At 38.2% G+C, this 20421-nt stretch carries 16 protein-coding genes and 2 tRNA genes; 17 read left to right on the forward strand and 1 reads right to left on the reverse strand.

Translation table 11 applies throughout. The features are described 5' to 3' along the window. Positions 1-3: 3 nt before the first annotated feature. From K1X82_01095 to rpoC, 11 genes are all read left to right on the forward strand, one after another. Positions 4-75, forward strand: a tRNA-Thr gene (locus K1X82_01095). Positions 76-255: 180 nt separating this feature from the next. Next, a complete protein-coding gene (gene tuf, locus K1X82_01100) occupies positions 256-1443 on the forward strand; it encodes an elongation factor Tu (protein MBX7180679.1) in 1188 nt (395 codons plus the stop codon). Between the two features lie 78 nt (positions 1444-1521). Then, positions 1522-1594 (forward strand) — tRNA-Trp (locus K1X82_01105). 12 nt (positions 1595-1606) lie between these two features. Next, complete coding sequence (gene secE, locus K1X82_01110; GenBank protein MBX7180680.1) at positions 1607-1825, forward strand: preprotein translocase subunit SecE; 219 nt, start codon at positions 1607-1609, stop codon at positions 1823-1825. A gap of 18 nt (positions 1826-1843) precedes the next feature. Then, the gene (nusG, locus tag K1X82_01115) at positions 1844-2395 is read left to right on the forward strand and encodes a transcription termination/antitermination protein NusG (protein MBX7180681.1); all 552 of its coding nucleotides are present in this window, start codon (positions 1844-1846) and stop codon (positions 2393-2395) included. Between the two features lie 300 nt (positions 2396-2695). After that, positions 2696-3136, forward strand: a complete 441-nt coding sequence (gene rplK, locus K1X82_01120; GenBank protein ID MBX7180682.1) for a 50S ribosomal protein L11 — start codon at positions 2696-2698, stop codon at positions 3134-3136. Between the two features lie 28 nt (positions 3137-3164). Continuing rightward, positions 3165-3860, forward strand: a complete 696-nt coding sequence (gene rplA / locus K1X82_01125) for a 50S ribosomal protein L1 (protein ID MBX7180683.1) — start codon at positions 3165-3167, stop codon at positions 3858-3860. A gap of 28 nt (positions 3861-3888) precedes the next feature. After that, positions 3889-4413, forward strand: a complete 525-nt coding sequence (gene rplJ, locus K1X82_01130; GenBank protein ID MBX7180684.1) for a 50S ribosomal protein L10 — start codon at positions 3889-3891, stop codon at positions 4411-4413. Positions 4414-4473: 60 nt separating this feature from the next. Then, positions 4474-4854, forward strand: a complete 381-nt coding sequence (gene rplL, locus K1X82_01135) for a 50S ribosomal protein L7/L12 (protein MBX7180685.1) — start codon at positions 4474-4476, stop codon at positions 4852-4854. Between the two features lie 109 nt (positions 4855-4963). Further along, positions 4964-8773: a DNA-directed RNA polymerase subunit beta gene (gene rpoB, locus K1X82_01140; protein MBX7180686.1), complete on the forward strand. Its 3810-nt coding sequence runs from the start codon at positions 4964-4966 to the stop codon at positions 8771-8773. Positions 8774-8852: 79 nt separating this feature from the next. Further along, positions 8853-13130: a DNA-directed RNA polymerase subunit beta' gene (gene rpoC, locus K1X82_01145; protein MBX7180687.1), complete on the forward strand. Its 4278-nt coding sequence runs from the start codon at positions 8853-8855 to the stop codon at positions 13128-13130. A 735-nt stretch (positions 13131-13865) separates the two neighbouring features. Here the strand turns inward: rpoC and K1X82_01150 are convergent. Beyond that, positions 13866-14756 carry a universal stress protein gene (locus K1X82_01150; protein MBX7180688.1) on the reverse strand — a complete coding sequence of 297 codons (891 nt, stop codon included), beginning with the start codon at positions 14754-14756 and terminating at the stop codon, positions 13866-13868. Between the two features lie 133 nt (positions 14757-14889). Here K1X82_01150 and K1X82_01155 point away from each other — a divergent pair, with 133 nt between their 5' ends. The 6 genes from K1X82_01155 to K1X82_01180 all read left to right on the forward strand — a co-directional run bounded on the left by K1X82_01155 (position 14890) and on the right by K1X82_01180 (position 20156). Further along, the gene (locus tag K1X82_01155; GenBank protein MBX7180689.1) at positions 14890-15762 is read left to right on the forward strand and encodes a nucleoside phosphorylase; all 873 of its coding nucleotides are present in this window, start codon (positions 14890-14892) and stop codon (positions 15760-15762) included. Further along, positions 15759-17723, forward strand: a complete 1965-nt coding sequence (locus tag K1X82_01160; GenBank protein ID MBX7180690.1) for a transglycosylase domain-containing protein — start codon at positions 15759-15761, stop codon at positions 17721-17723. Before K1X82_01155 ends, K1X82_01160 begins: the two co-directional genes overlap by 4 nt. 80 nt (positions 17724-17803) lie before the next feature. Beyond that, positions 17804-18229, forward strand: coding sequence for a hypothetical protein (locus tag K1X82_01165; GenBank protein ID MBX7180691.1), 426 nt, complete (start codon positions 17804-17806; stop codon positions 18227-18229). A 6-nt stretch (positions 18230-18235) separates the two neighbouring features. Further along, positions 18236-18727 carry a glutathione peroxidase gene (locus K1X82_01170; protein MBX7180692.1) on the forward strand — a complete coding sequence of 164 codons (492 nt, stop codon included), beginning with the start codon at positions 18236-18238 and terminating at the stop codon, positions 18725-18727. Next, positions 18720-19163 (forward strand): MarR family transcriptional regulator, encoded by a 444-nt coding sequence (locus tag K1X82_01175; GenBank protein MBX7180693.1) that lies wholly within the window; start codon positions 18720-18722, stop codon positions 19161-19163. Before K1X82_01170 ends, K1X82_01175 begins: the two co-directional genes overlap by 8 nt. Before the next feature lie 153 nt (positions 19164-19316). Continuing rightward, positions 19317-20156 carry a hypothetical protein gene (locus tag K1X82_01180; GenBank protein MBX7180694.1) on the forward strand — a complete coding sequence of 280 codons (840 nt, stop codon included), beginning with the start codon at positions 19317-19319 and terminating at the stop codon, positions 20154-20156. The last annotated feature ends 265 nt before the right edge of the window (positions 20157-20421 follow it).

Below are 20421 nucleotides of genomic sequence, written 5' to 3' on the forward strand. Positions count from 1 at the left end.
AAAGCCGTTGTAGCTCAGGGGTAGAGCACTTCCTTGGTAAGGAAGAGGTCTCGGGTTCAATTCCCGATAACGGCTCTAAACTTGAAAGAAGCAATAGCTTCTAGATTTTATGACTTTTTTGAAATCAGAGAGGTCGGAAATGTCAAGTGGATTTGTTGGAATGTTTGAAAGTTAATTTCAAATAGTCCAAATAGTTCATGTTAAAAAAGTGATTAACTAAACCAAAACAAAATAAACAACCTAAACTAAACCAAAATGGCAAAAGAAAAATTCGAGAGGACCAAACCTCACGTAAACATTGGTACCATTGGACACGTTGACCATGGTAAAACCACTCTTACTGCTGCTATCACTACAGTATTGGCTAACAGAGGTCTAGCTGAACTTCGTAGTTTCGATTCTATCGATAACGCTCCTGAGGAAAAAGAGCGTGGTATCACCATTAACACTGCACACGTAGAATATCAAACTGAAAAACGTCACTATGCACACGTTGACTGTCCAGGTCACGCTGACTATGTTAAAAACATGGTTACCGGTGCTGCACAAATGGACGGAGCTATTCTAGTTGTTGCTGCAACTGATGGACCTATGCCTCAAACTCGTGAGCACATTCTTTTGGCGCGTCAGGTAGGTGTTCCAAAGATTGTTGTATTCATGAATAAAGTTGACATGGTAGACGATCCGGAGATTCTTGAATTAGTTGAGATGGAAATCCGTGATCTGTTATCATTCTACGGATTTGACGGAGATGCTACTCCAGTTATCAAAGGTTCTGCCTTAGGTGGTTTGAATAATGATGCTAAATGGGTTGAGAAAATCATGGAGTTGATGAATGCTGTTGATGAATACATTCCACTTCCTCCACGTCAAATTGACCTTCCATTCTTGATGCCGATTGAAGACGTATTCTCTATTACTGGTCGTGGTACAGTTGCTACTGGTCGTATTGAGCGTGGTATTATCACAGTAGGTGAGGAGGTTGAGATTGTTGGTATGCAAGTTGAGCGTATGAAATCAACTGTTACCGGAGTTGAAATGTTCCGTAAATTGTTGGATAAAGGTGAAGCTGGAGATAACGTAGGTTTACTATTGCGTGGTATTGATAAAAACAATATTCGTCGTGGTATGGTTATGGCTAAACCAGGTTCTATCACTCCACATACCAAATTCAAAGCTGAGATTTACGTTTTGAAAAAAGAAGAAGGTGGACGTCACACTCCATTCCATAACAGATACCGTCCTCAATTCTATTTCCGTACAACTGACGTAACTGGAGAGATTTTGTTACCAGAAGGACGTGAAATGGTAATGCCTGGGGATAACGTTACTATCAATGTTGAACTTATCGTTCCAGTAGCTATGGATAAAGGTCTACGTTTCGCGATTCGTGAAGGTGGACGTACCGTAGGTGCAGGTCAGGTAACTGAGATTGTAGCTTAATTCTAAAACAATAACATAAGTTAAGAAGGTGCTCTCGAATGGGGGCACCTTTCTTAGCCTATATTGATATCAAAATTTACGGGTGTAGCTCAATTGGTAGAGTAGTGGTCTCCAAAACCATTGGTTGTAGGTTCGAGTCCTGCCACCCGTGCTAAACAGTAACATGAACAAAATAACTGAATATATCCAAGAATCCTACAGCGAACTTATGAATAAAGTTAGCTGGCCTTCTTGGCCTGAGTTGCAAGAAAGTGCAATTATTGTATTTTCCTCTTCCATCATAATTGCTGCTTTCGTATTTCTAATGGATTTCATAGTAGGAGTTAGACCTGAAGGATCAGTTTGGTCTGGATTATTAGGTTTGATTTATAGTTTGTTCTAAACCTTAATCTTTTGTACGATGAGTGATGTTAATGTAAAAAAGTGGTATGTTGTTAAGGCAGTGAGTGGACAAGAGAAGAAAGTGAAGGAACTTATCCAATCGGAGATTATCCATAACAAGCTTGAGGAATATGTTGCACAGGTATTAATTCCTACAGAGAAGGTTTATCAGATTAGGAATGGTAAGAAGATTCAAAAGGAAAAGAGTTATTTACCTGGCTATATTTTAATTGAGGCGGTATTAGTTGGTGAAGTTCCACACGTTATAAAAAACATTAATGGAGTTGTTGGATTTTTAGGAGCATCTAAAGGTAGTGAACCATTGCCTTTGCGTCAGTCTGAAGTAAATCGTATTTTAGGTAAAGTAGATGAGCTTGCTGATGCAGCAACAGAATTGAATAATCCATTTATTGTGGGTGAATCAGTTAAAGTTATCGATGGACCTTTCAATAGCTTTACCGGAATAATTGAAGAGATTAATGAAGAGAAGAAGAAGTTGAAAGTAATGGTTAAGATATTTGGACGTAAAACTCCATTGGAGCTTAGCTACATGCAGGTTGAAAAGACCTAGTCTAAAATTTAGAAGTATAAAAGAGCCAATTAGTAAAATGATTGGCTCTTTTTATTTGGAATAGTAGATAATCAAATTTAAATTATTTTTTTTCTGCGAATTAAATTAATGTTTATCTTTGCACCCCTTTTCGACTTCCTTCTATCAAAATTCAGTCCAAAGTTTACAATTGATAGAGTTAGGAAGTTAGAGAAGTTTAGTAAATGAAAAACGCATTGAACTTGTCCCTAAGCTAAATTGCTTCCTAGACTAGGTTGATCGGTTCAATAATCAAACAATAAATAATAAGTAACAAAAACAATGGCAAAAGAAGTAAGTGCGTTGATTAAGTTACAGGTAAAAGGCGGCGCTGCGAATCCATCGCCACCAATCGGACCTGCTTTAGGTGCGAAGGGTGTGAACATCATGGAGTTTTGCAAGCAGTTTAATGCACGTACCCAGGATAAACCTGGCCAAGTGTTACCTGTAATTATCACAGTTTACGCCGACAAATCGTTTGATTTCATTATCAAAACTCCGCCGGTTGCCATCCAGTTGCTAGATGCTGCGAAAATCAAAGCTGGTTCAGCAGAGCCTAATCGTAAAAGAGTAGGTTCAGTGAATTGGACTCAAGTTCGCAGTATTGCTGAGGCTAAGATGCCAGACTTAAACTGTTTCACAATTGAATCAGCAATGAGTATGGTAGCAGGTACAGCTCGTAGCATGGGTATCGCAATCGATGGAGAATCACCTTTAAAATAAGGTAAATTTAATTTATTAATCAACAAAAATGGCAAGAATTCCAAAAAAACGCAAAGCTATTTTAGCTAAGCTTGACCAGAAGGCATCATACGATCTGGCAAAAGCTGCTGCTTTGGTAAAGGAAATCTCCACCACCAAATTTGATGCATCAGTCGATCTGGCTGTACGTTTGGGAGTTGATCCACGTAAAGCCAATCAAATGGTTCGTGGTATTGTAACTCTCCCTCACGGAACAGGTAAGACTGTGCGTGTTTTGGTGTTGTGTACGCCTGACAAAGAAGCTGAGGCAAAAGCTGCCGGTGCTGATCATGTTGGGTTGGATGATTACCTTGAGAAAATCAAAGGTGGCTGGACAGATGTTGATGTGATCATTACCATGCCAAGTGTTATGGCCAAATTAGGACCATTGGGTAGAATTCTCGGACCACGAGGTTTGATGCCAAATCCTAAGACTGGTACTGTAACCATGGAAGTAGGAAAAGCAGTGACTGAAGTAAAAGGCGGTAAAATCGACTTTAAAGTTGATAAAACCGGTATCGTTCACTCTTCTATAGGTAAAGTGTCATTCGACGCAGCTAAACTAGCAGAAAATGCAAATGAGCTGATTTCTACTATCATCAAATTGAAACCATCATCGGCAAAAGGAGCTTACATCAAATCTATTTATTTGAGTAGCACCATGAGTCCAAGTGTTTCAATTGATACTAAATCGGTTGGTGCCTAATTTTTAACCTCTTCGTTATCCAAAAAAAATGAACAAAAACGAAAAAAATGAGGTGATTGACAGTATCGTAGCCTTGTTGGAAGGTAACACTAGCTTTTACCTTGCTGACATTTCAGGTCTTACGGCAGAAAAAACAAGTTTATTACGTCGCCAATGCTTTGGAAGTAATATTCAATTGACAGTTGCCAAAAATACCTTGATTAAAAAGGCATTAGAGCGTCAGAATAAAGATTACGGTAACATCTACGACGTATTGCACGGTGGAACGTCTATCCTTGTGGCTGAAGATTACAAAGCCCCTGCTAAACTGATTAAAGAGTTTCGCAAATCAAGTGATAAACCTATCCTTAAAGCTGCTTATGTTCAAGAAACCGTATTCATTGGTGACAACCAATTAGAAGCGCTTGTAAAAATCAAATCCAAAAACGAACTTATTGGTGAAGTTATTGGATTACTGCAATCTCCAGCTAAAAATGTTATCTCAGGACTTAAAGGTAGTGCCGGTGGAAAAATCGCAGGCCTCGTTAAGACTCTTCAAGATCGCAATGCTTAATCGCAAAAAATCAAAAATCAATCTTTTTTTAAATTACAAATCTCTAAAAATTAAATAAAAATGGCAGATCTTAAAGCTTTCGCAGAACAGTTGGTTAACCTAACTGTTAAAGAAGTAAATGAACTTGCTCAAATCCTTAAAGACGAATATGGTATTGAACCAGCAGCTGCTGCAGTTGCTGTTGCAGCCCCTGCCGGTGGTGGAGACGCTCCTGCTGCTGCTGCTGAAAAAACCACATTTGACGTTGTACTTACCTCTGGTGGTCAAGCTAAACTAGGTGTTGTGAAACTTGTAAAAGAAATCACTGGACTTGGTTTGAAAGAAGCTAAGGATTTAGTTGATGCAGCTCCTAAAGCCGTTAAAGAAGGCGTTTCTAAGGAAGAAGCAGAATCAATTAAAGCTCAACTTGTTGAAGCTGGTGCTGAAGTCGAAATTAAGTAAGCTTTAACCGGTAATATTTTGGTTCAGCAGTCCTACTCTGGTAGACTGCTGAACCCTTTTGTGTTTTGTAGGTATCCAGAATTATTAAACGAATTTAAAAGATTTTACCTTGGACAATAAACTCCAAAACCAACGGATTAATTTTGCTAGTGCTAGATCTCTTGCAAATTATCCTGACTTTCTCGAAATCCAATTAAAATCCTTCCAAGATTTTTTCCAGTTTGAAACAACTCCGGAAAATAGAAGTCAGGAAGGTTTGTTTAAAGTTTTCTCCGAAAACTTTCCAATTACTGACGCACGAAATAATTTCGTGTTAGAATTTATTGACTATTTCATTGACCCACCTCGTTATTCCATTGATGAATGTATTGAGAGGGGATTAACATATAGTGTTCCTCTTAAAGCTAAATTGAAGCTTTATTGCACAGATCCTGAGCATGAGGATTTTGAAACTATAGTTCAGGATGTATATCTAGGAACCATTCCTTATATGACTCCTAAGGGTACCTTTGTAATTAATGGTGCTGAACGAGTTGTTGTTTCTCAATTGCATCGTTCTCCAGGTGTTTTCTTTGGACAAAGCTATCATGCTAATGGTACTAAACTCTATTCAGCAAGGGTTATTCCTTTCAAAGGAAGTTGGATTGAATTTGCAACAGACATCAATAGTGTCATGTATGCCTATATCGATCGTAAGAAAAAGTTGCCTGTTACTACATTACTTCGTGCCATAGGCTTTGAGAGTGATAAAGCAATTCTTGAAATATTTAATCTTGCCGACGAGATTAAAGTAAGTAAAGCTGCACTTAAAAAGGTAGTGGGTAGAAGATTAGCTGCCAGAGTTCTTAGAACCTGGATTGAGGATTTTGTTGATGAAGATACCGGAGAGGTAGTTTCTATCGAGCGTAATGAAGTTCTTGTAGAGCGTGAAGTTACCTTATCGAACGATCATATTGATTTAATTGCAGATGCAGGTGTTAAATCAATTATTCTTCACAAAGAAGAACATGAAAGTGTAGACTTTTCCATTATTTATAATACCTTACAAAAGGATACTTCTAATTCTGAAAAAGAAGCTGTTGAGCAAATTTATCGTATTTTACGTAATGCTGAACCACCTGATGAGGAAACAGCTCGCGGGATTATTGAAAAATTATTCTTTTCAGATAAACGTTATGATTTAGGTGAGGTTGGACGTTACCGAATTAATAAAAAGTTGGGACTTTCGACACCATCTGATGTGAAAGTTTTGACTAGAGAAGATATTATTTCCATTATCAAGTATCTCATTCAGTTGATTAATTCCAAAGCAGATGTAGATGATATTGACCACTTGTCAAATCGTCGTGTACGGACTGTTGGTGAGCAACTGTATGGTCAGTTTGGTGTTGGTTTGGCTCGTATGGCTAGAACCATTCGCGAAAGAATGAATGTTAGGGATAATGAGGTCTTCACCCCTACAGACTTAATTAATGCCAAAACACTTTCTTCTGTAATTAATTCATTCTTTGGAACCAATCAGTTGAGCCAATTTATGGACCAAACTAATCCATTGAGTGAAATTACACACAAACGTAGGTTATCTGCCCTTGGACCCGGTGGTCTATCGAGAGAGAGAGCAGGTTTCGAGGTGCGTGACGTTCACTACACTCACTATGGTCGTTTGTGTACTATTGAAACTCCTGAAGGACCAAACATTGGTTTGATTTCTTCTTTATGTGTTTTTGCTAAAATTAATCGTTTAGGATTTATTGAGACTCCTTACAGAAATATCGTTGATGGAAAGGTTGATCTTAAAAATGATCCTAAGTATTTAAGTGCAGAGGAAGAAGAAGTACATACAATTGCCCAGGCTGTAGCCGACTATGATAAGGAAGGAAATTTCCAAACTCCTAGAATTAAGGCTCGTTTCCAGGGAGATTTCCCTATTATGGATCCGAAGTTGGTTCAATTGATGGACGTAGCTCCTAACCAAATTGCATCCATTGCTGCTTCTTTAATTCCTTTCCTTGAGCACGATGACGCTAACCGTGCTTTGATGGGATCGAATATGATGAGACAAGCTGTTCCTTTGCTTAGACCTGAGGCTCCATTTGTAGGTACAGGTTTAGAAGGTCCGGTAGCTCGTGATTCTAGGGTTCTAATTAATGCTGAAGGCGATGGAGTAGTTGAATACGTTGATGCTAACTACATTACCATTCGTTACAATAGAACAGAGGAAGAGAAAAGTTTGAGTTTTGATGACGATGTTAGAACTTACAAACTTGTTAAATTCCGGAAAACGAACCAAAGTACTTGTGTTAACTTGAAACCAATCGTAAGAAAGGGTGAGAAAGTTAGAGAAGGACAAGTATTATGTGAAGGTTATGCAACCCAGCAAGGTGAATTAGCATTAGGCCGAAATTTGAAAGTAGCTTTCATGCCTTGGAAAGGTTATAACTTTGAAGATGCGATTGTGATTTCTGAAAGAGTAGTTAAAGATGATATTTTTACCTCTCTGCATATTGAAGAGTACATCTTGGAAGTTCGTGACACCAAACGTGGTTTGGAAGAATTGACTTCTGATATTCCCAACGTTTCTGAAGAAGCCACAAAAGAACTAGATAAAAATGGTTTGATAAGAGTTGGTGCTGAAGTTAAGCCTGGTGATATTTTAATTGGTAAAATTACTCCTAAGGGGGAAACTGATCCATCACCGGAAGAGAAACTTTTGCGTGCTATCTTTGGAGATAAAGCAGGAGATGTTAAAGATGCTTCGTTAAAAGCGCCACCTTCACTTAGTGGTGTTGTAATTGACAAAAAGCTTTTCTCTAAAGCCATTAAAGATAAGAAATCTAAAAATGAAGAGAAAGTCCTATTAGACAAAATTGAAGCTGAATTCAATGGACAAGTAGCCGATTTGAAGAATAAACTTATTGATAAGTTGTTCAATTTAGTAAACGGAAAAACTTCACAAGGTGTTCAAACTGTTTATAAGGAAGTTATCATTGCAAAGGGTACTAAGTTTACACAAAAAATGTTGCAAAACATTGATTATCAAAATGTAAACCCAACTAACTGGACCACTGATAAAGATAAGAATAAGCAGATTAAACAGTTGCTTCACAATTATAACATTAAGTATAACGATTTACTTGGTGTTTATAAAAGGAAGAAATATAATATCACCATAGGAGATGAGCTACCACAAGGAATAGTTCAGTTAGCAAAAGTTTACATTGCACGTAAACGTAAATTGAAAGTAGGTGATAAAATGGCGGGTCGACATGGAAATAAGGGTATTGTTGCTCGAATTGTTCGTGATGAAGATATGCCATTTTTGGAAGATGGAACTCCTGTGGATATCGTTCTTAATCCTTTGGGTGTACCATCAAGGATGAACTTAGGACAAATCTACGAAACTGTTCTTGCATGGGCCGGTAAAGAATTGGGACTAAAATTTGCAACTCCAATTTTTGATGGTGCAAGTTTGGACGATATTAATCACTATACTGATCAAGCAGGAATACCACGTTATGGTAGAACCTTCCTTTGTGATGGTGGAACTGGTGAGAAGTTTGACCAACCTGCAACAGTTGGAATTATCTATATGTTGAAACTAGGCCACATGGTTGATGATAAAATGCATGCCAGGTCTATTGGTCCATACTCTCTAATTACCCAACAACCACTTGGAGGTAAAGCTCAATTTGGAGGTCAAAGATTTGGAGAGATGGAGGTTTGGGCTCTGGAAGCATTTGGAGCAGCGAATATCCTACAAGAGATTTTGACTATTAAATCAGATGATGTTGTGGGAAGAGCTAAAGCATATGAGTCCATTGTTAAAGGTGAACCAATGCCTACTCCTGGTATTCCCGAATCTTTCAATGTATTGTTGCATGAGTTGCGCGGACTTTGCTTGGATGTTACACTAGACTAGATTTTAATATGCCTCTTACCATTTTTTGGTAAGAGGCTTTTTTTGCTTGTAATCAATAATTAACCTTTATTCCTGACACATGTCAAACAAAAAGGAAATTAAACTAAAAACTAACTTCACCAAAATCATCATCGGATTGGCTTCGCCTGAGAAAATTCTTGAGCGTTCGAGTGGTGAGGTGTTAAAGCCTGAAACTATTAACTATCGTACATACAAACCTGAACGTGATGGTTTGTTTTGCGAAAGAATTTTCGGTCCTGTAAAGGATTGGGAATGTCATTGCGGTAAATACAAGCGCATTCGATACAAAGGAATTATCTGTGATCGTTGTGGTGTTGAAGTTACCGAGAAAAAAGTACGCCGTGAACGTATGGGGCATATTACCCTAACTGTTCCGGTTGCTCATATTTGGTATTTCCGTTCATTGCCGAATAAAATTGGTTATTTGTTGGGATTACCGACCAAAAAATTGGATTCCATTATTTACTATGAACGTTATGTGGTTTGCCAACCTGGTATTAAAGCTGCAGATGGGGTTAATTTATTGGATTTCTTAACTGAGGATGAGTATCTTGATATTCTTGAAACTCTTCCTAAAGATAACCAATATCTTGATGACAGTGATCCAAATAAGTTCATTGCCAAAATGGGTGCAGAAGCACTTCAAGTATTGTTGAGTCGTATTAATTTGGATGAATTATCTTTCTTTTTGCGTCACAAAGCCAACAATGAAACTTCTCAACAAAGGAAAACAGAAGCATTGAAACGTTTGCAAGTAGTAGAAGCTTTCCGTTCAGCTAATTCCCATATGGAGAATAGACCGGAATGGATGCTTGTAAAAGTTGTTCCGGTTATTCCACCAGAATTGCGTCCTTTGGTTCCTTTGGATGGAGGTCGATTTGCTACTTCCGACTTAAACGACTTATATCGTAGGGTTATTATCCGTAATAATCGTTTAAAACGTTTAATTGAGATTAAGGCTCCTGAGGTAATCCTTAGAAATGAAAAAAGGATGCTTCAAGAAGCGGTTGATTCTTTGTTAGATAATTCTCGGAAATCAAACGCAGTAAAAACGGAATCAAATAGAGCACTTAAGTCATTATCAGATAGTCTTAAAGGTAAACAAGGTCGTTTCCGTCAAAACTTATTAGGAAAAAGGGTAGACTACTCGGCTCGTTCTGTTATTGTTGTTGGTCCAGAATTGAAACTTCACGAGTGCGGTTTGCCTAAAGATATGGCTGCTGAACTTTACAAGCCTTTTATCATTCGCAAAATGTTGGAAAGAGGTATTGTAAAAACTGTGAAATCTGCTAAGAAAATCGTTGATCGCAAAGATCCGGTTGTTTGGGATATTTTGGAGAATGTATTAAAAGGACATCCTGTTCTATTAAACCGTGCCCCAACTTTGCACCGACTTGGTATTCAGGCTTTCCAACCTAAATTGATAGAAGGAAAGGCTATTCAATTGCATCCTTTGGTTTGTACAGCCTTCAATGCTGACTTTGATGGTGACCAAATGGCGGTGCATGTACCTCTTGGACATGCTGCTGTTTTGGAAGCTCAAATGCTAATGCTTGCAGCTCACAATATCCTTAATCCGGCGAATGGAGCACCAATTACTGTACCTTCTCAGGACATGGTTCTTGGATTGTATTACATGACCAAAGGGAAGAAAACTGCAGCAGATATTGTAGTTAAAGGACAAGGTTTGGCTTTTTATTCACCAGAAGAAGTTATAGTAGCTCACAACGAGAAAAAAGTTGACTTACATGCCTGGATAAAAGTTAAGGTTAATGTTTTGGATGAAAACGGCGATTTAACTTTAAAGCTGATTGAAACTACGGTTGGTAGAGTATTATTTAACCAAGTTGTTCCTGCTAATGTTGGTTTTATCAATGAACTTTTGACTAAAAAATCATTAAGAGATATTATTGGTCAAATTTTGAAAAGAACCGGTATTGCTACTACTGCCAAATTCCTTGACGACATTAAGGAACTTGGATTTATGAGTGCCTTCCGTGGAGGACTTTCCTTTAATCTTGGTGACGTAATTATCCCTGATGAGAAAGAAACTTTATTGAAAACCGCTAATGAGCAAGTTACAGAGGTAATAAGCAATTTTGAAGCGGGTTTCATTACCAATAACGAGCGTTATAATCAGATTATTGACATTTGGACACATACGAATAGCCGACTTACACAAGTGGTTATGAATAAAATGACGAATGACAAGCAAGGATTTAACTCTGTTTATATGATGCTTGATTCCGGAGCCCGTGGTTCTAAAGAGCAAATTCGTCAGTTGGCCGGTATGCGTGGTTTGATGGCTAAGCCTCAGAAAGGTGCAGGTAGTGGAGAAATTATTGAAAACCCGATTCTTTCAAACTTTAAGGAAGGATTATCCATTCTGGAGTACTTTATTTCTACCCATGGTGCTCGTAAAGGTTTGGCTGATACCGCATTGAAAACTGCTGATGCCGGTTACCTAACTCGTCGTTTGGTGGATGTTGCACAAGATGTAATTATTACTGAACCTGATTGTGGAACTTTACGCGGTTTGGTTGCCACAGCCTTGAAGAATAATGACGAGGAGGTTGAATCGTTGTATGATCGTATTTTAGGTCGTACTTCAGTTCATGATATTTACCATCCGCAAACAGGTGAGCTTATCATCAATAGTGGTGATGAGTTTACTGAAGAAATTGCTGTAGCTATTGAAGAGTCACCAATTGAAGCTGTTGAAATTCGTTCAGTATTGACCTGCGAATCTCGCCGCGGTGTTTGTTCAAAATGTTATGGACGTAACCTTGCTTCCGGTAAAATGGTTCAGAAAGGTGAAGCGGCTGGGGTTATCGCAGCTCAATCTATCGGTGAACCCGGTACCCAATTAACCTTGCGTACCTTCCACGTAGGTGGTGCCGCTATGCGTATTGCCTCTGAATCAAAAATTGAAGCCAAATACGATGGTATCATTGAAATTGATGAATTGAGAACTGTTGCCGGTCAAAATGATACAGAGAAATACGATATCGTAATTGGTCGTTCGGCTGAGATGCGAATTATCGATAAAAACACCCGTATTCAGTTAACAACAGCCACTGTACCTTACGGTTCTCATTTGTTTGTAAAACCAAATGCTGAAGTTAAGAAAGGTGATTTGTTGTGTAAATGGGACCCTTATAATGCTGTAATTCTTTCTGACCAAGCTGGTGAAGTAGAATACGAGCAAATTGAGGAAGGTGTAACATTCCGTAGCGAAAGTGATGAAACTACCGGTTACGAAGAAAAAGTTATCATTGATAGCCGCGATAAAACCAAAAACCCTGCAATACGTGTTGTTGAAAAAGGTGTGGTTTTAAAAACTTATAATATTCCTGTTGGCGCCCACATTATTGTTGATGCCGGTGCTAAAATTAAAGCAGGTGATATATTAGTTAAAATTCCTAGATCCGCTTCTAAAGGTGGAGATATTACAGGTGGTTTGCCTCGTGTAACTGAGTTATTCGAAGCACGTAATCCTTCTAATCCTGCTGTAGTTTCGGAGATTGATGGTATTGTTACTTTTGGAAAAATCAAACGTGGTAATCGCGAATTGATCGTTGAAAGCCGTACCGGTGAAGTGAAGAAATATTTGGTTCCATTAACCAAACACATCCTTGTTCAAGAAAACGACTTTGTGAAAGCCGGATTACCATTGAGTGATGGTGCTATTACTCCAACTGATATCTTGGCCATTAAAGGTCCAACTAAGGTTCAGGAGTATTTGGTTAACGAGATTCAGGAGGTTTATCGTTTGCAAGGTGTGAAGATTAATGATAAGCATTTTGAAGTAATCGTTAGACAAATGATGCGTAAGGTTGATATTATCGATCCGGGTGATACCAATTTCTTGGAGCATCAAATCGTAAATAAGGCCGAGTTTATGGAAGAGAATGATTGGATTTACGGAAGAAAAGTTGTTGTTGATCCAGGCGATAGTGCAAACTTAAAAGCTGGTCAAATTATTACTGCCCGCAAATTGAGAGACGAAAATTCTGCTCTAAAACGTAGAGATTTGAAACTAGTTGAAGCTCGCGACGCTGTGCCTGCAACTTCCCAACAAATTTTGCAAGGTATTACCAAGGCATCCTTACAAACAGATAGCTTTATTTCTGCTGCCTCTTTCCAAGAAACCACTAAAGTATTAAATGAAGCTGCTGTTGCAGGTAAAGTAGATACTTTGAATGGATTGAAAGAAAACGTTATTGTTGGTCACTTGATTCCTGCCGGAACCGGATTGAGAGATTACGATAAATTAATCGTAGGTTCTAAATCAGAGTACGAACAACTAATGGCTTCTAAACTTGAAAGAGTTTAATTAGAAAGTTTAGTTTTGTTTAATTATAACGCCCTTTACCAGTGTAAGGGGCGTTTTTTTTTGCATTCTTGAAGTTTATCCCAAAATTGTCATTAGAAATTTTAAACTACGTTTCGAGACAAGTGTTAGTAAGGCTTTCTAGTAATTTTTACCGAGAGAACATTATGTAAGACCTATTTAAGAATTAGCTTTATTGGTAAAATTAGGTCTAACATAATGTAACCTCGGCACTAACTAACACTAGCTCGGGATTAACCCAAATTACCCCACATCCCATCGCGCTTGTCATTTGTTCACTTCGTTTCAAATGACAATTTTGGGTTTATTAATTTTCAATATTTTCACTTGCAGAAAAGTGACAGTTACCATAATAGGTTGGGTTAGCAATACTGTGATAGGTTGCACCTCGGGCAACGATAGAGGCAAGTAGCCCACAGGACCACTACGGCTTTAGCCTAGGGGGACGAGGACTACAGCCGATAGCGTGACCCGAACGCCCATGCAGGTTGTTTGGGGTTTTGCAAAAGTAATTTAGGGCGGAGGGGGCCCGCATACAAGAAATTTAAAAAAATGCCAATTCCTCCTCATGGATTTCATTAAGCCAACTCCATACTAAAATCTGTTATGTCTCGTAGCACGGATTCCATTTGAAAGCAAAAGTTAAGTTGAATTTTAAGCTAGGTATAAATGAAAAAGCCCCGAAAATTCGAGGCTTTCAACAATGGGAGTTGGATTTTAATATGGATGAAATACGGTAGTATCCTTTTTCAATTGAGGTACAATACTCATCACCGGAATTTCGCTGTTATTAATAACTTCTTGTGCGGCTGAACCTATGAACATTTCGGTAAATTCAAGCTCTTGTTGAGTCATGATGATAATCAAATCGGCTTTTACTTTGTTTGCATAATCAATAACGCTATCCGCAACCGATTCACCTGTGCGACCTGAACGAATAATTTCTGCGGTGCATTCAACATTTTCCTTTTCGATAAATTTTTGTGTAGAATCCATTTGGCGAGTCAAACGGTTGACTACAAATTCATCGGTGCTGGTAATAACTGAAACGACCCGAATGGTGGACCCGAAATGTTTAGCAAACTCAATTGCCCGATTTACTTTTTCGCGGGTTTCTTTTGTTAAATCTAAAGGTAATACAATGTTTTTACAGCCGCGTCGATGATTTTTTCCATGAATGGTAATAACCGGAATTTTTGATTCCCGAACCACTCTAAGTGCATTACTACCAATAAATTTCTTTTTAATTCCAATGGAGCCATTCGTACCCATGCAGATGAAGGTAGCCTGAATCATTTCTGCTACTTCCGTAACTTTTTCATAAATTTTACCATGACTAATCACTGTATCAACCCGAATTCCACTTTTGTTTTCTGCATCTTTAGCAAAAGAATCTAATTTAGCCTGAAGTTGTTCATGAAGCTTTTTTCTTTCGATTTGTTCGTTATCGTCCTGAAACAACCTGCCTAACAGACTGGATTCTTCTTCAATAAACAATAGCGTAATTTCAGCATTAAAAACTTTGGCTAGATTTTGGGCTTGCTCAAAGGCAATAATTGCTTGCTCTGAAAAATCGATTGGAACTAGAATTTTGTTAGGGTTACTCATTTTGAAATTTTGATTTGCAAAGGTAAGATGAATATGTTTGATGGACAAGGGGTTGCTGGAGAGGAATTATAAATAATCGAATGTTTAAAAGGAATTCCAAAATATCCAATCCCTTTTGCATCTTTGCCTCATTATGGCAATAAAGGAATCTGAATTAATTTTAAATCCGGATGGAAGTGTTTACCACATTGCGCTTAGCTCTGAAATGGTAGCAGATCATGTAATTTTAGTTGGTGATCCAGGTAGGGTCAAGACAGTTTCTGCTCGATTTGATAAAATTCATTTCGAACGTCAGCATCGGGAATTTATAACCCATACCGGAGAGTATAAGGGGAAATTGGTTACTGTTATTTCAACCGGAATTGGTACAGATAATATTGATATCGTATTAAATGAATTGGATGCGGCTGTTAATATTGATTTGAAAACCAGAGAGATAAAAAAGAATCTCAGGAAATTAAATTTGATTCGTATTGGTACTTCAGGCTCCCTGCAAGCAGATATTCCGGTAGATGCCTATGTTGCCAGTACATTTGGTTTGGGGTTGGATATTTTGTTGAATTATTATGAATTAGATCATACTGATTTGGAAGAGGAATTGGCAGATGCATTTGAGGAACATACCCAATGGCCGGCTACCCTTCATTTACCAGTGTTTGTTGAAGGAAGTAAATCGCTGCTGAAGAAGGCATTGCCTTTTACTAAACAAGGAATTACTGCTACTGCACCAGGATTTTTTGGTCCTCAAGGAAGGCAATTGAGATTAAAACCTTTAGTACAGGATTTGAATGAACTCTTAACCGATTTCCATTATCAGGAACATCGTATAACCAATTTCGAAATGGAGACATCGGCACTTTACGGTCTGGGAAGGGCTTTAGGTCACAATTGCATAACTATCTGCGCCATTATTGCTAACCGTATTAAAAAGGAATACAGTAAAAATTCCCAAAAATCCATCGAAACCTTGATTGATTTGGTTTTAGAAGAAATGATCGCTAAATGAAGCAATTCATCCGAATAGGTATATGGTTTTTTGCCTTAGGATTGATCCTTCTGCTTCTAATTTTTTCGTTTAGAAACACGGTATTAAATTCTGTTTTATCGAAGAAGATTGAACAATTCCAAAACAACAAAGGAATTGTAATTAGCTATTCGGAGGCAAAATTTACAGGAATTGCATCGGTAACCATTCAGCAGTTAGCTGTGGTTCCTAAACCCAAGGATACCTTGTTGTTTTTGGGAGAAGCTCAGATAGAGATTCGCTTAACTTCCTTGTTGATGGGAAGGATTAATGTTAAATCATTAAGTTTGGATAAGCTTTATCTGCACCCCAAAGATATTTTCGGATCAAAAAATTTTCAATTTTTATTAGCCAAGGATTCGGTAACAAATGATAAGAGTGGGGGCGATTCAAAAGGTTATGCAGCCTTGGTAGATAGGTTGTTGAGTACCTTGTTTGATTTATTGCCGGCCTCTTATTCTGTTCATGATTTAAGGATTTCGGGAATTAAGGACCTGGTTTGTACACAGATCATTATTGATTCAATTAGGTCGGAGAAAGGAGAATATAATTTCTGGGCAGGAATTTATGAATCAGGAAATAAGAGTTATTGGCATTTTATTGGAACAAACGACAAATCGAATCGTCTTATATCCGGATCTATTATTCGAAATGGAAAAAAGGGAAATGTTCCGGTTCTACTGCCCTTGATAGGATTTAGGCTTAGTATGGATACCTTGGATTTTGAGTTTCGGGATGAAGGTGTAAGCGGTGGAGTGTTGGAGTTGAAATCAAAAATGAGGTGCAGTAACTGGGAGATGGAACACTGGAGAATTTCCCCCAGACCTGTTGCTATTCCAAAGTGCGGAGGAGAAATTGATTTGAAAATTGGAAAGGATTTTGTGACTGTAGATACCACTTCCAAGTTCTTTTTGGGGGAGGTTGCAGCGCATACTTTTTTTCAGTTTAAGAAGGAACTTAGCCGTCAGGTCAAGCTGAATTTAACCATGCCCGAAACTTCCAGTCAGGCATTTTTTAATTCCTTGCCTACAGGTTTGTTTACCAATTTGGAAGGTATTCAGACCCAGGGAAATTTGTCATTTTATTTGAATTTCAGCCTCGACCTGGATAATCCGGATCAGGTGGAATTTGATGCCGGATTGAACAGGAAAGGATTTAAATTAGTTAAGATGGGGGCCGAGAATTTGTCCAAAATGAATTCGGAATTCCTCTATACAGCTTATGAAAATGGGGTTCCAATGAAAACCTTTGCAGTTGGACCTTCTAATCCGGACTTTGTTCCGCTTGATAAAATTAGTCCACTCCTACAGCAATCCATTTTAAGCAGTGAAGATGGAAGTTTCTTTGGACACCTGGGATTTAATATGGATGCCTTTAAATCAAGCATAACAGCTAATGCCAAAGCCAAACGGTTTGTTCGAGGGGCTTCAACCATTTCGATGCAACTGGTAAAAAATGTGTTTTTGACCAGGAACAAAACCATGGCACGTAAGCTGGAAGAGATATTAATGGTTTGGTTAATTGAAAATCTTAGACTAACTTCTAAAGAAAGAATGTACGAAGTTTATTTAAATGTAATTGAATGGGGCCCCGGAATTTATGGCATTGGTGAAGCATCTGATTTTTATTTTAAAAAAGCACCGGAAAACCTTACCTTAAACGAAAGTATTTTCCTTGCCTCTATTATTCCAAGCCCCAAATGGTTTAAGTATCGTTTTGATGAAAATGGACATCTGCGTTCGGATATGGAAGGTTATTTCCGAATCATTTCAGGCCATTTGGTTAAAAGAGGGGTTATTACTGAAGAAGTAAAAAATGATTTGTTGCCGGGTGTGGAACTTACCGGCCGGGCAAAAGAGTTCCTTCATAAGACTGATTCATTGCTGCCCGACTCAAGTGCCTTGGAAATTCCGGTTTTGCAGGTGGAAGAATTACCCATGTAATTTTTTAGTTTTTTTATAAATCGAGAATTCAAAAATATCGGATATTTGCATCGTGTACGATTTAATCTTGTGCGATTAAAATGAAGCAATTAAGCATTTCCCTTTTTGTTAAAAACCTTGCTCGCCTGATTTTAGCATGTTTTATTCTATTTGCCGGTATAGGTCATTTAAGCTTTTTCAGGCAAGAATTTCAAGCGGAGGTTCCAACCTGGTTGCCTTTTGATAAAGATTGGGTTGTGCTTGTTTCCGGTTGGATGGAACTGTTTATCGGATTTGGAATGCTTTTTCTCCCCAAACTCAGGCCCTATTTCGGAATTGGATTAGCTATCTTTCTCATTTTGGTTTTTCCAGGAAATATTAATCAATACTACTATGATATTAATGCTTTTGGTCTGGATACAGAATCCAAACGCCTGATTCGACTTTTATTTCAACCTATTCTAATCTATTGGGCTTTATGGTCTATGGATTCCTTTAACCTCATCAAAAAAATAAAATCAAAATAGATAATCATGTCAACAACCAATTTTTATTCCTTTTCAGCCAATCGAATTAATGGCCAAGCCTGCTCTATGGAAGAGTTTAAAGGCAAAGTAATTTTAGTAGTAAACACGGCTAGCAAATGTGGTTTAACCCCTCAGTTTGAAGGCTTGGAATCCTTGTACAAAAAATACCAGGACCAAGGTTTGGTAATTCTCGGATTTCCATGCAACCAATTTGCCGGACAAGAGCCGGGTGATGCCTCCGAAATTCAGGAGTTTTGCCAACTTAACTACGGGGTTAGTTTTCCCATGTTTGAAAAAATTGATGTTAATGGTTCAAATGCGCATCCAATTTTTAAATACCTTAAAAAGGAACAAGGTGGCTTTTTGATTGACGAAATCAAATGGAATTTTACCAAATTTGTCATCGATCGAAATGGAAATCCTGTGGAACGTTTTGCTCCAACAGTTTTACCCAAAGACATCGAACCAACTCTTCAAAAACTATTGGCCAATGGCTAAGGATGAAGTCCTTTTACTCGAAAACCAGCTTTGTTTCCCACTTTATGTGGCCTCCAGGCTAACTACACGGGTTTATACTCCTTTGTTGGAGGAATTGGGGCTAACCTATCCTCAATACCTGGTGTTGTTGGTTTTATGGGAAAATGATAACCTAAGCGTAGGGGAGTTAAGTAAGAAATTGTATCTTGATTACAATACCTTAACTCCCCTGCTTAAACGATTAGAAGACAAAAATCTGGTTATACGCAAACGCTCTCCAAGTGACGAACGATCAGTCAAAATTCAATTAACAGAATTGGGTTCTGATTTAAGGCAAAAAGCCTTTTGTATTCCTGAAAATCTTATTGTTTCATTGAATAATTCTGTCCTTAATTTAGAGGAAATTCAACAATTCAAACTTACCTTGAATAAACTAATTAATGCCTTGGAAAAATAGACCTTATTTTTGTTTTCCCTGGCTTGGTTTTTGTTTAGCTCCGGCAACTAAAATATCGTGAAATTTTTTTCTTTCTTTATCCTGTTTTTTTTGCTTCAGGGCTTGGGCCTTTGTCAAAATCCCCGTTTGTTTCCGGTGGGGACATACCAGAATTTGAATAATACCGAATTTGCCTTTATTAGTCTTAGTGATTTGGTTTATATTCCATCCGATTCTGTCTATATTCCCTTTCCGGATATTTCTGACTGGCCTAAAGATTCGGCTTTTAAATTCCTGCTTCCATCCGAAACTAGAAAGGACTTTTTTAAGAAGGCATCAATTTCTGAAAACGAAAAGGTATGGATTTTTGATTATAAATCCAATAATATCTGGTCTGCACCGGTCAAGTCTTTGGACTTGGTTGCCGTTTTAAACCCTTACGATAATTGGGAGGAAGGAGGATTTGAGGTGGGTGATTATATGATTGGTTTTCAATTGGATTTGTCTAAATTCCCTGTCCAAAATTTCGATTTAATTAATAGTTTGGCTACCATAAATAAAGTAAATATCTTTATGAGTAAAGGTTTGTCTATGGTTTCTTGGATTCCTGGTAAGGCGGTTGACTTTGCTAAGCAAAATTCGACTCTGCCTTCTTTCTGGCGTTCAGAAATTCAAAAAAACGCATACTTTACTGCTACCTATAATGAATTTCAGATTGATGTTCATACCATGACGAAGCAATCGAGTCAGGCTTACCACTATATAATCAAGAACAAGCTTACCGGTGAACTGTTGGATGATTTTTTAGTGCAAAGTTCCGAAAGTTGTGAGCCTGCTCCCTTGAACCTGGTTGATCCAAATTTTAGTACCGGTAATCAATGGATAGGTTCATTGATAAAAGGTCAACCGCCCGTACTTTTGGGTTTGGAATATTATAGTTTCAGTTGTCCTAAAATTCATGTGCTTAAGAAAGGGATTCAGCCTTGGATTTTGAATTGTGATTGTCGCCATTGATTTAGTTTTTTTTATTTGGCGGGCCCCATCCGCCACCAATATTTGTGCATGAATTAACGTATTGCAAGGCGGCTGGGCCGGGCTATCGCTGCTACTCCTCGTCCCACTTGGCTAGCGCCGCGTGGTCCTGTGGGGTAGCCTGCTCTATCCCTGCCCGGACGTTTTGTACATAGTTTCTTACGTAATCGAAAGGTTCTATTTCAAGCTTGGGTTTTGCACTTCATCCCCGGGCAACGATTGAGGCAGTGTAGCCCACAGCCCCATG

Source organism: Bacteroidia bacterium, from assembly GCA_019695265.1.
GTDB lineage: Bacteria > Bacteroidota > Bacteroidia > JAIBAJ01 > JAIBAJ01 > JAIBAJ01.

Bases quoted from the DNA above. Each gene is read 5' to 3' on its own strand.
- K1X82_01170 (MBX7180692.1), top strand. From the start codon at position 18,236: ATGTCAACAACCAATTTTTATTCCTTTTCAGCCAATCGAATTAATGGC.
- rplJ (MBX7180684.1), top strand. From the start codon at position 3,889: ATGAACAAAAACGAAAAAAATGAGGTGATTGACAGTATCGTAGCCTTG.
- rplL (MBX7180685.1), top strand. From the start codon at position 4,474: ATGGCAGATCTTAAAGCTTTCGCAGAACAGTTGGTTAACCTAACTGTT.
- nusG (MBX7180681.1), top strand. From the start codon at position 1,844: ATGAGTGATGTTAATGTAAAAAAGTGGTATGTTGTTAAGGCAGTGAGT.
- K1X82_01160 (MBX7180690.1), top strand. From the start codon at position 15,759: ATGAAGCAATTCATCCGAATAGGTATATGGTTTTTTGCCTTAGGATTG.
- tuf (MBX7180679.1), top strand. From the start codon at position 256: ATGGCAAAAGAAAAATTCGAGAGGACCAAACCTCACGTAAACATTGGT.
- K1X82_01165 (MBX7180691.1), top strand. From the start codon at position 17,804: ATGAAGCAATTAAGCATTTCCCTTTTTGTTAAAAACCTTGCTCGCCTG.
- rplA (MBX7180683.1), top strand. From the start codon at position 3,165: ATGGCAAGAATTCCAAAAAAACGCAAAGCTATTTTAGCTAAGCTTGAC.
- K1X82_01175 (MBX7180693.1), top strand. From the start codon at position 18,720: ATGGCTAAGGATGAAGTCCTTTTACTCGAAAACCAGCTTTGTTTCCCA.
- K1X82_01155 (MBX7180689.1), top strand. From the start codon at position 14,890: ATGGCAATAAAGGAATCTGAATTAATTTTAAATCCGGATGGAAGTGTT.
- rpoC (MBX7180687.1), top strand. From the start codon at position 8,853: ATGTCAAACAAAAAGGAAATTAAACTAAAAACTAACTTCACCAAAATC.
- K1X82_01150 (MBX7180688.1), bottom strand. From the start codon at position 14,756: ATGAGTAACCCTAACAAAATTCTAGTTCCAATCGATTTTTCAGAGCAA.
- secE (MBX7180680.1), top strand. From the start codon at position 1,607: ATGAACAAAATAACTGAATATATCCAAGAATCCTACAGCGAACTTATG.
- rplK (MBX7180682.1), top strand. From the start codon at position 2,696: ATGGCAAAAGAAGTAAGTGCGTTGATTAAGTTACAGGTAAAAGGCGGC.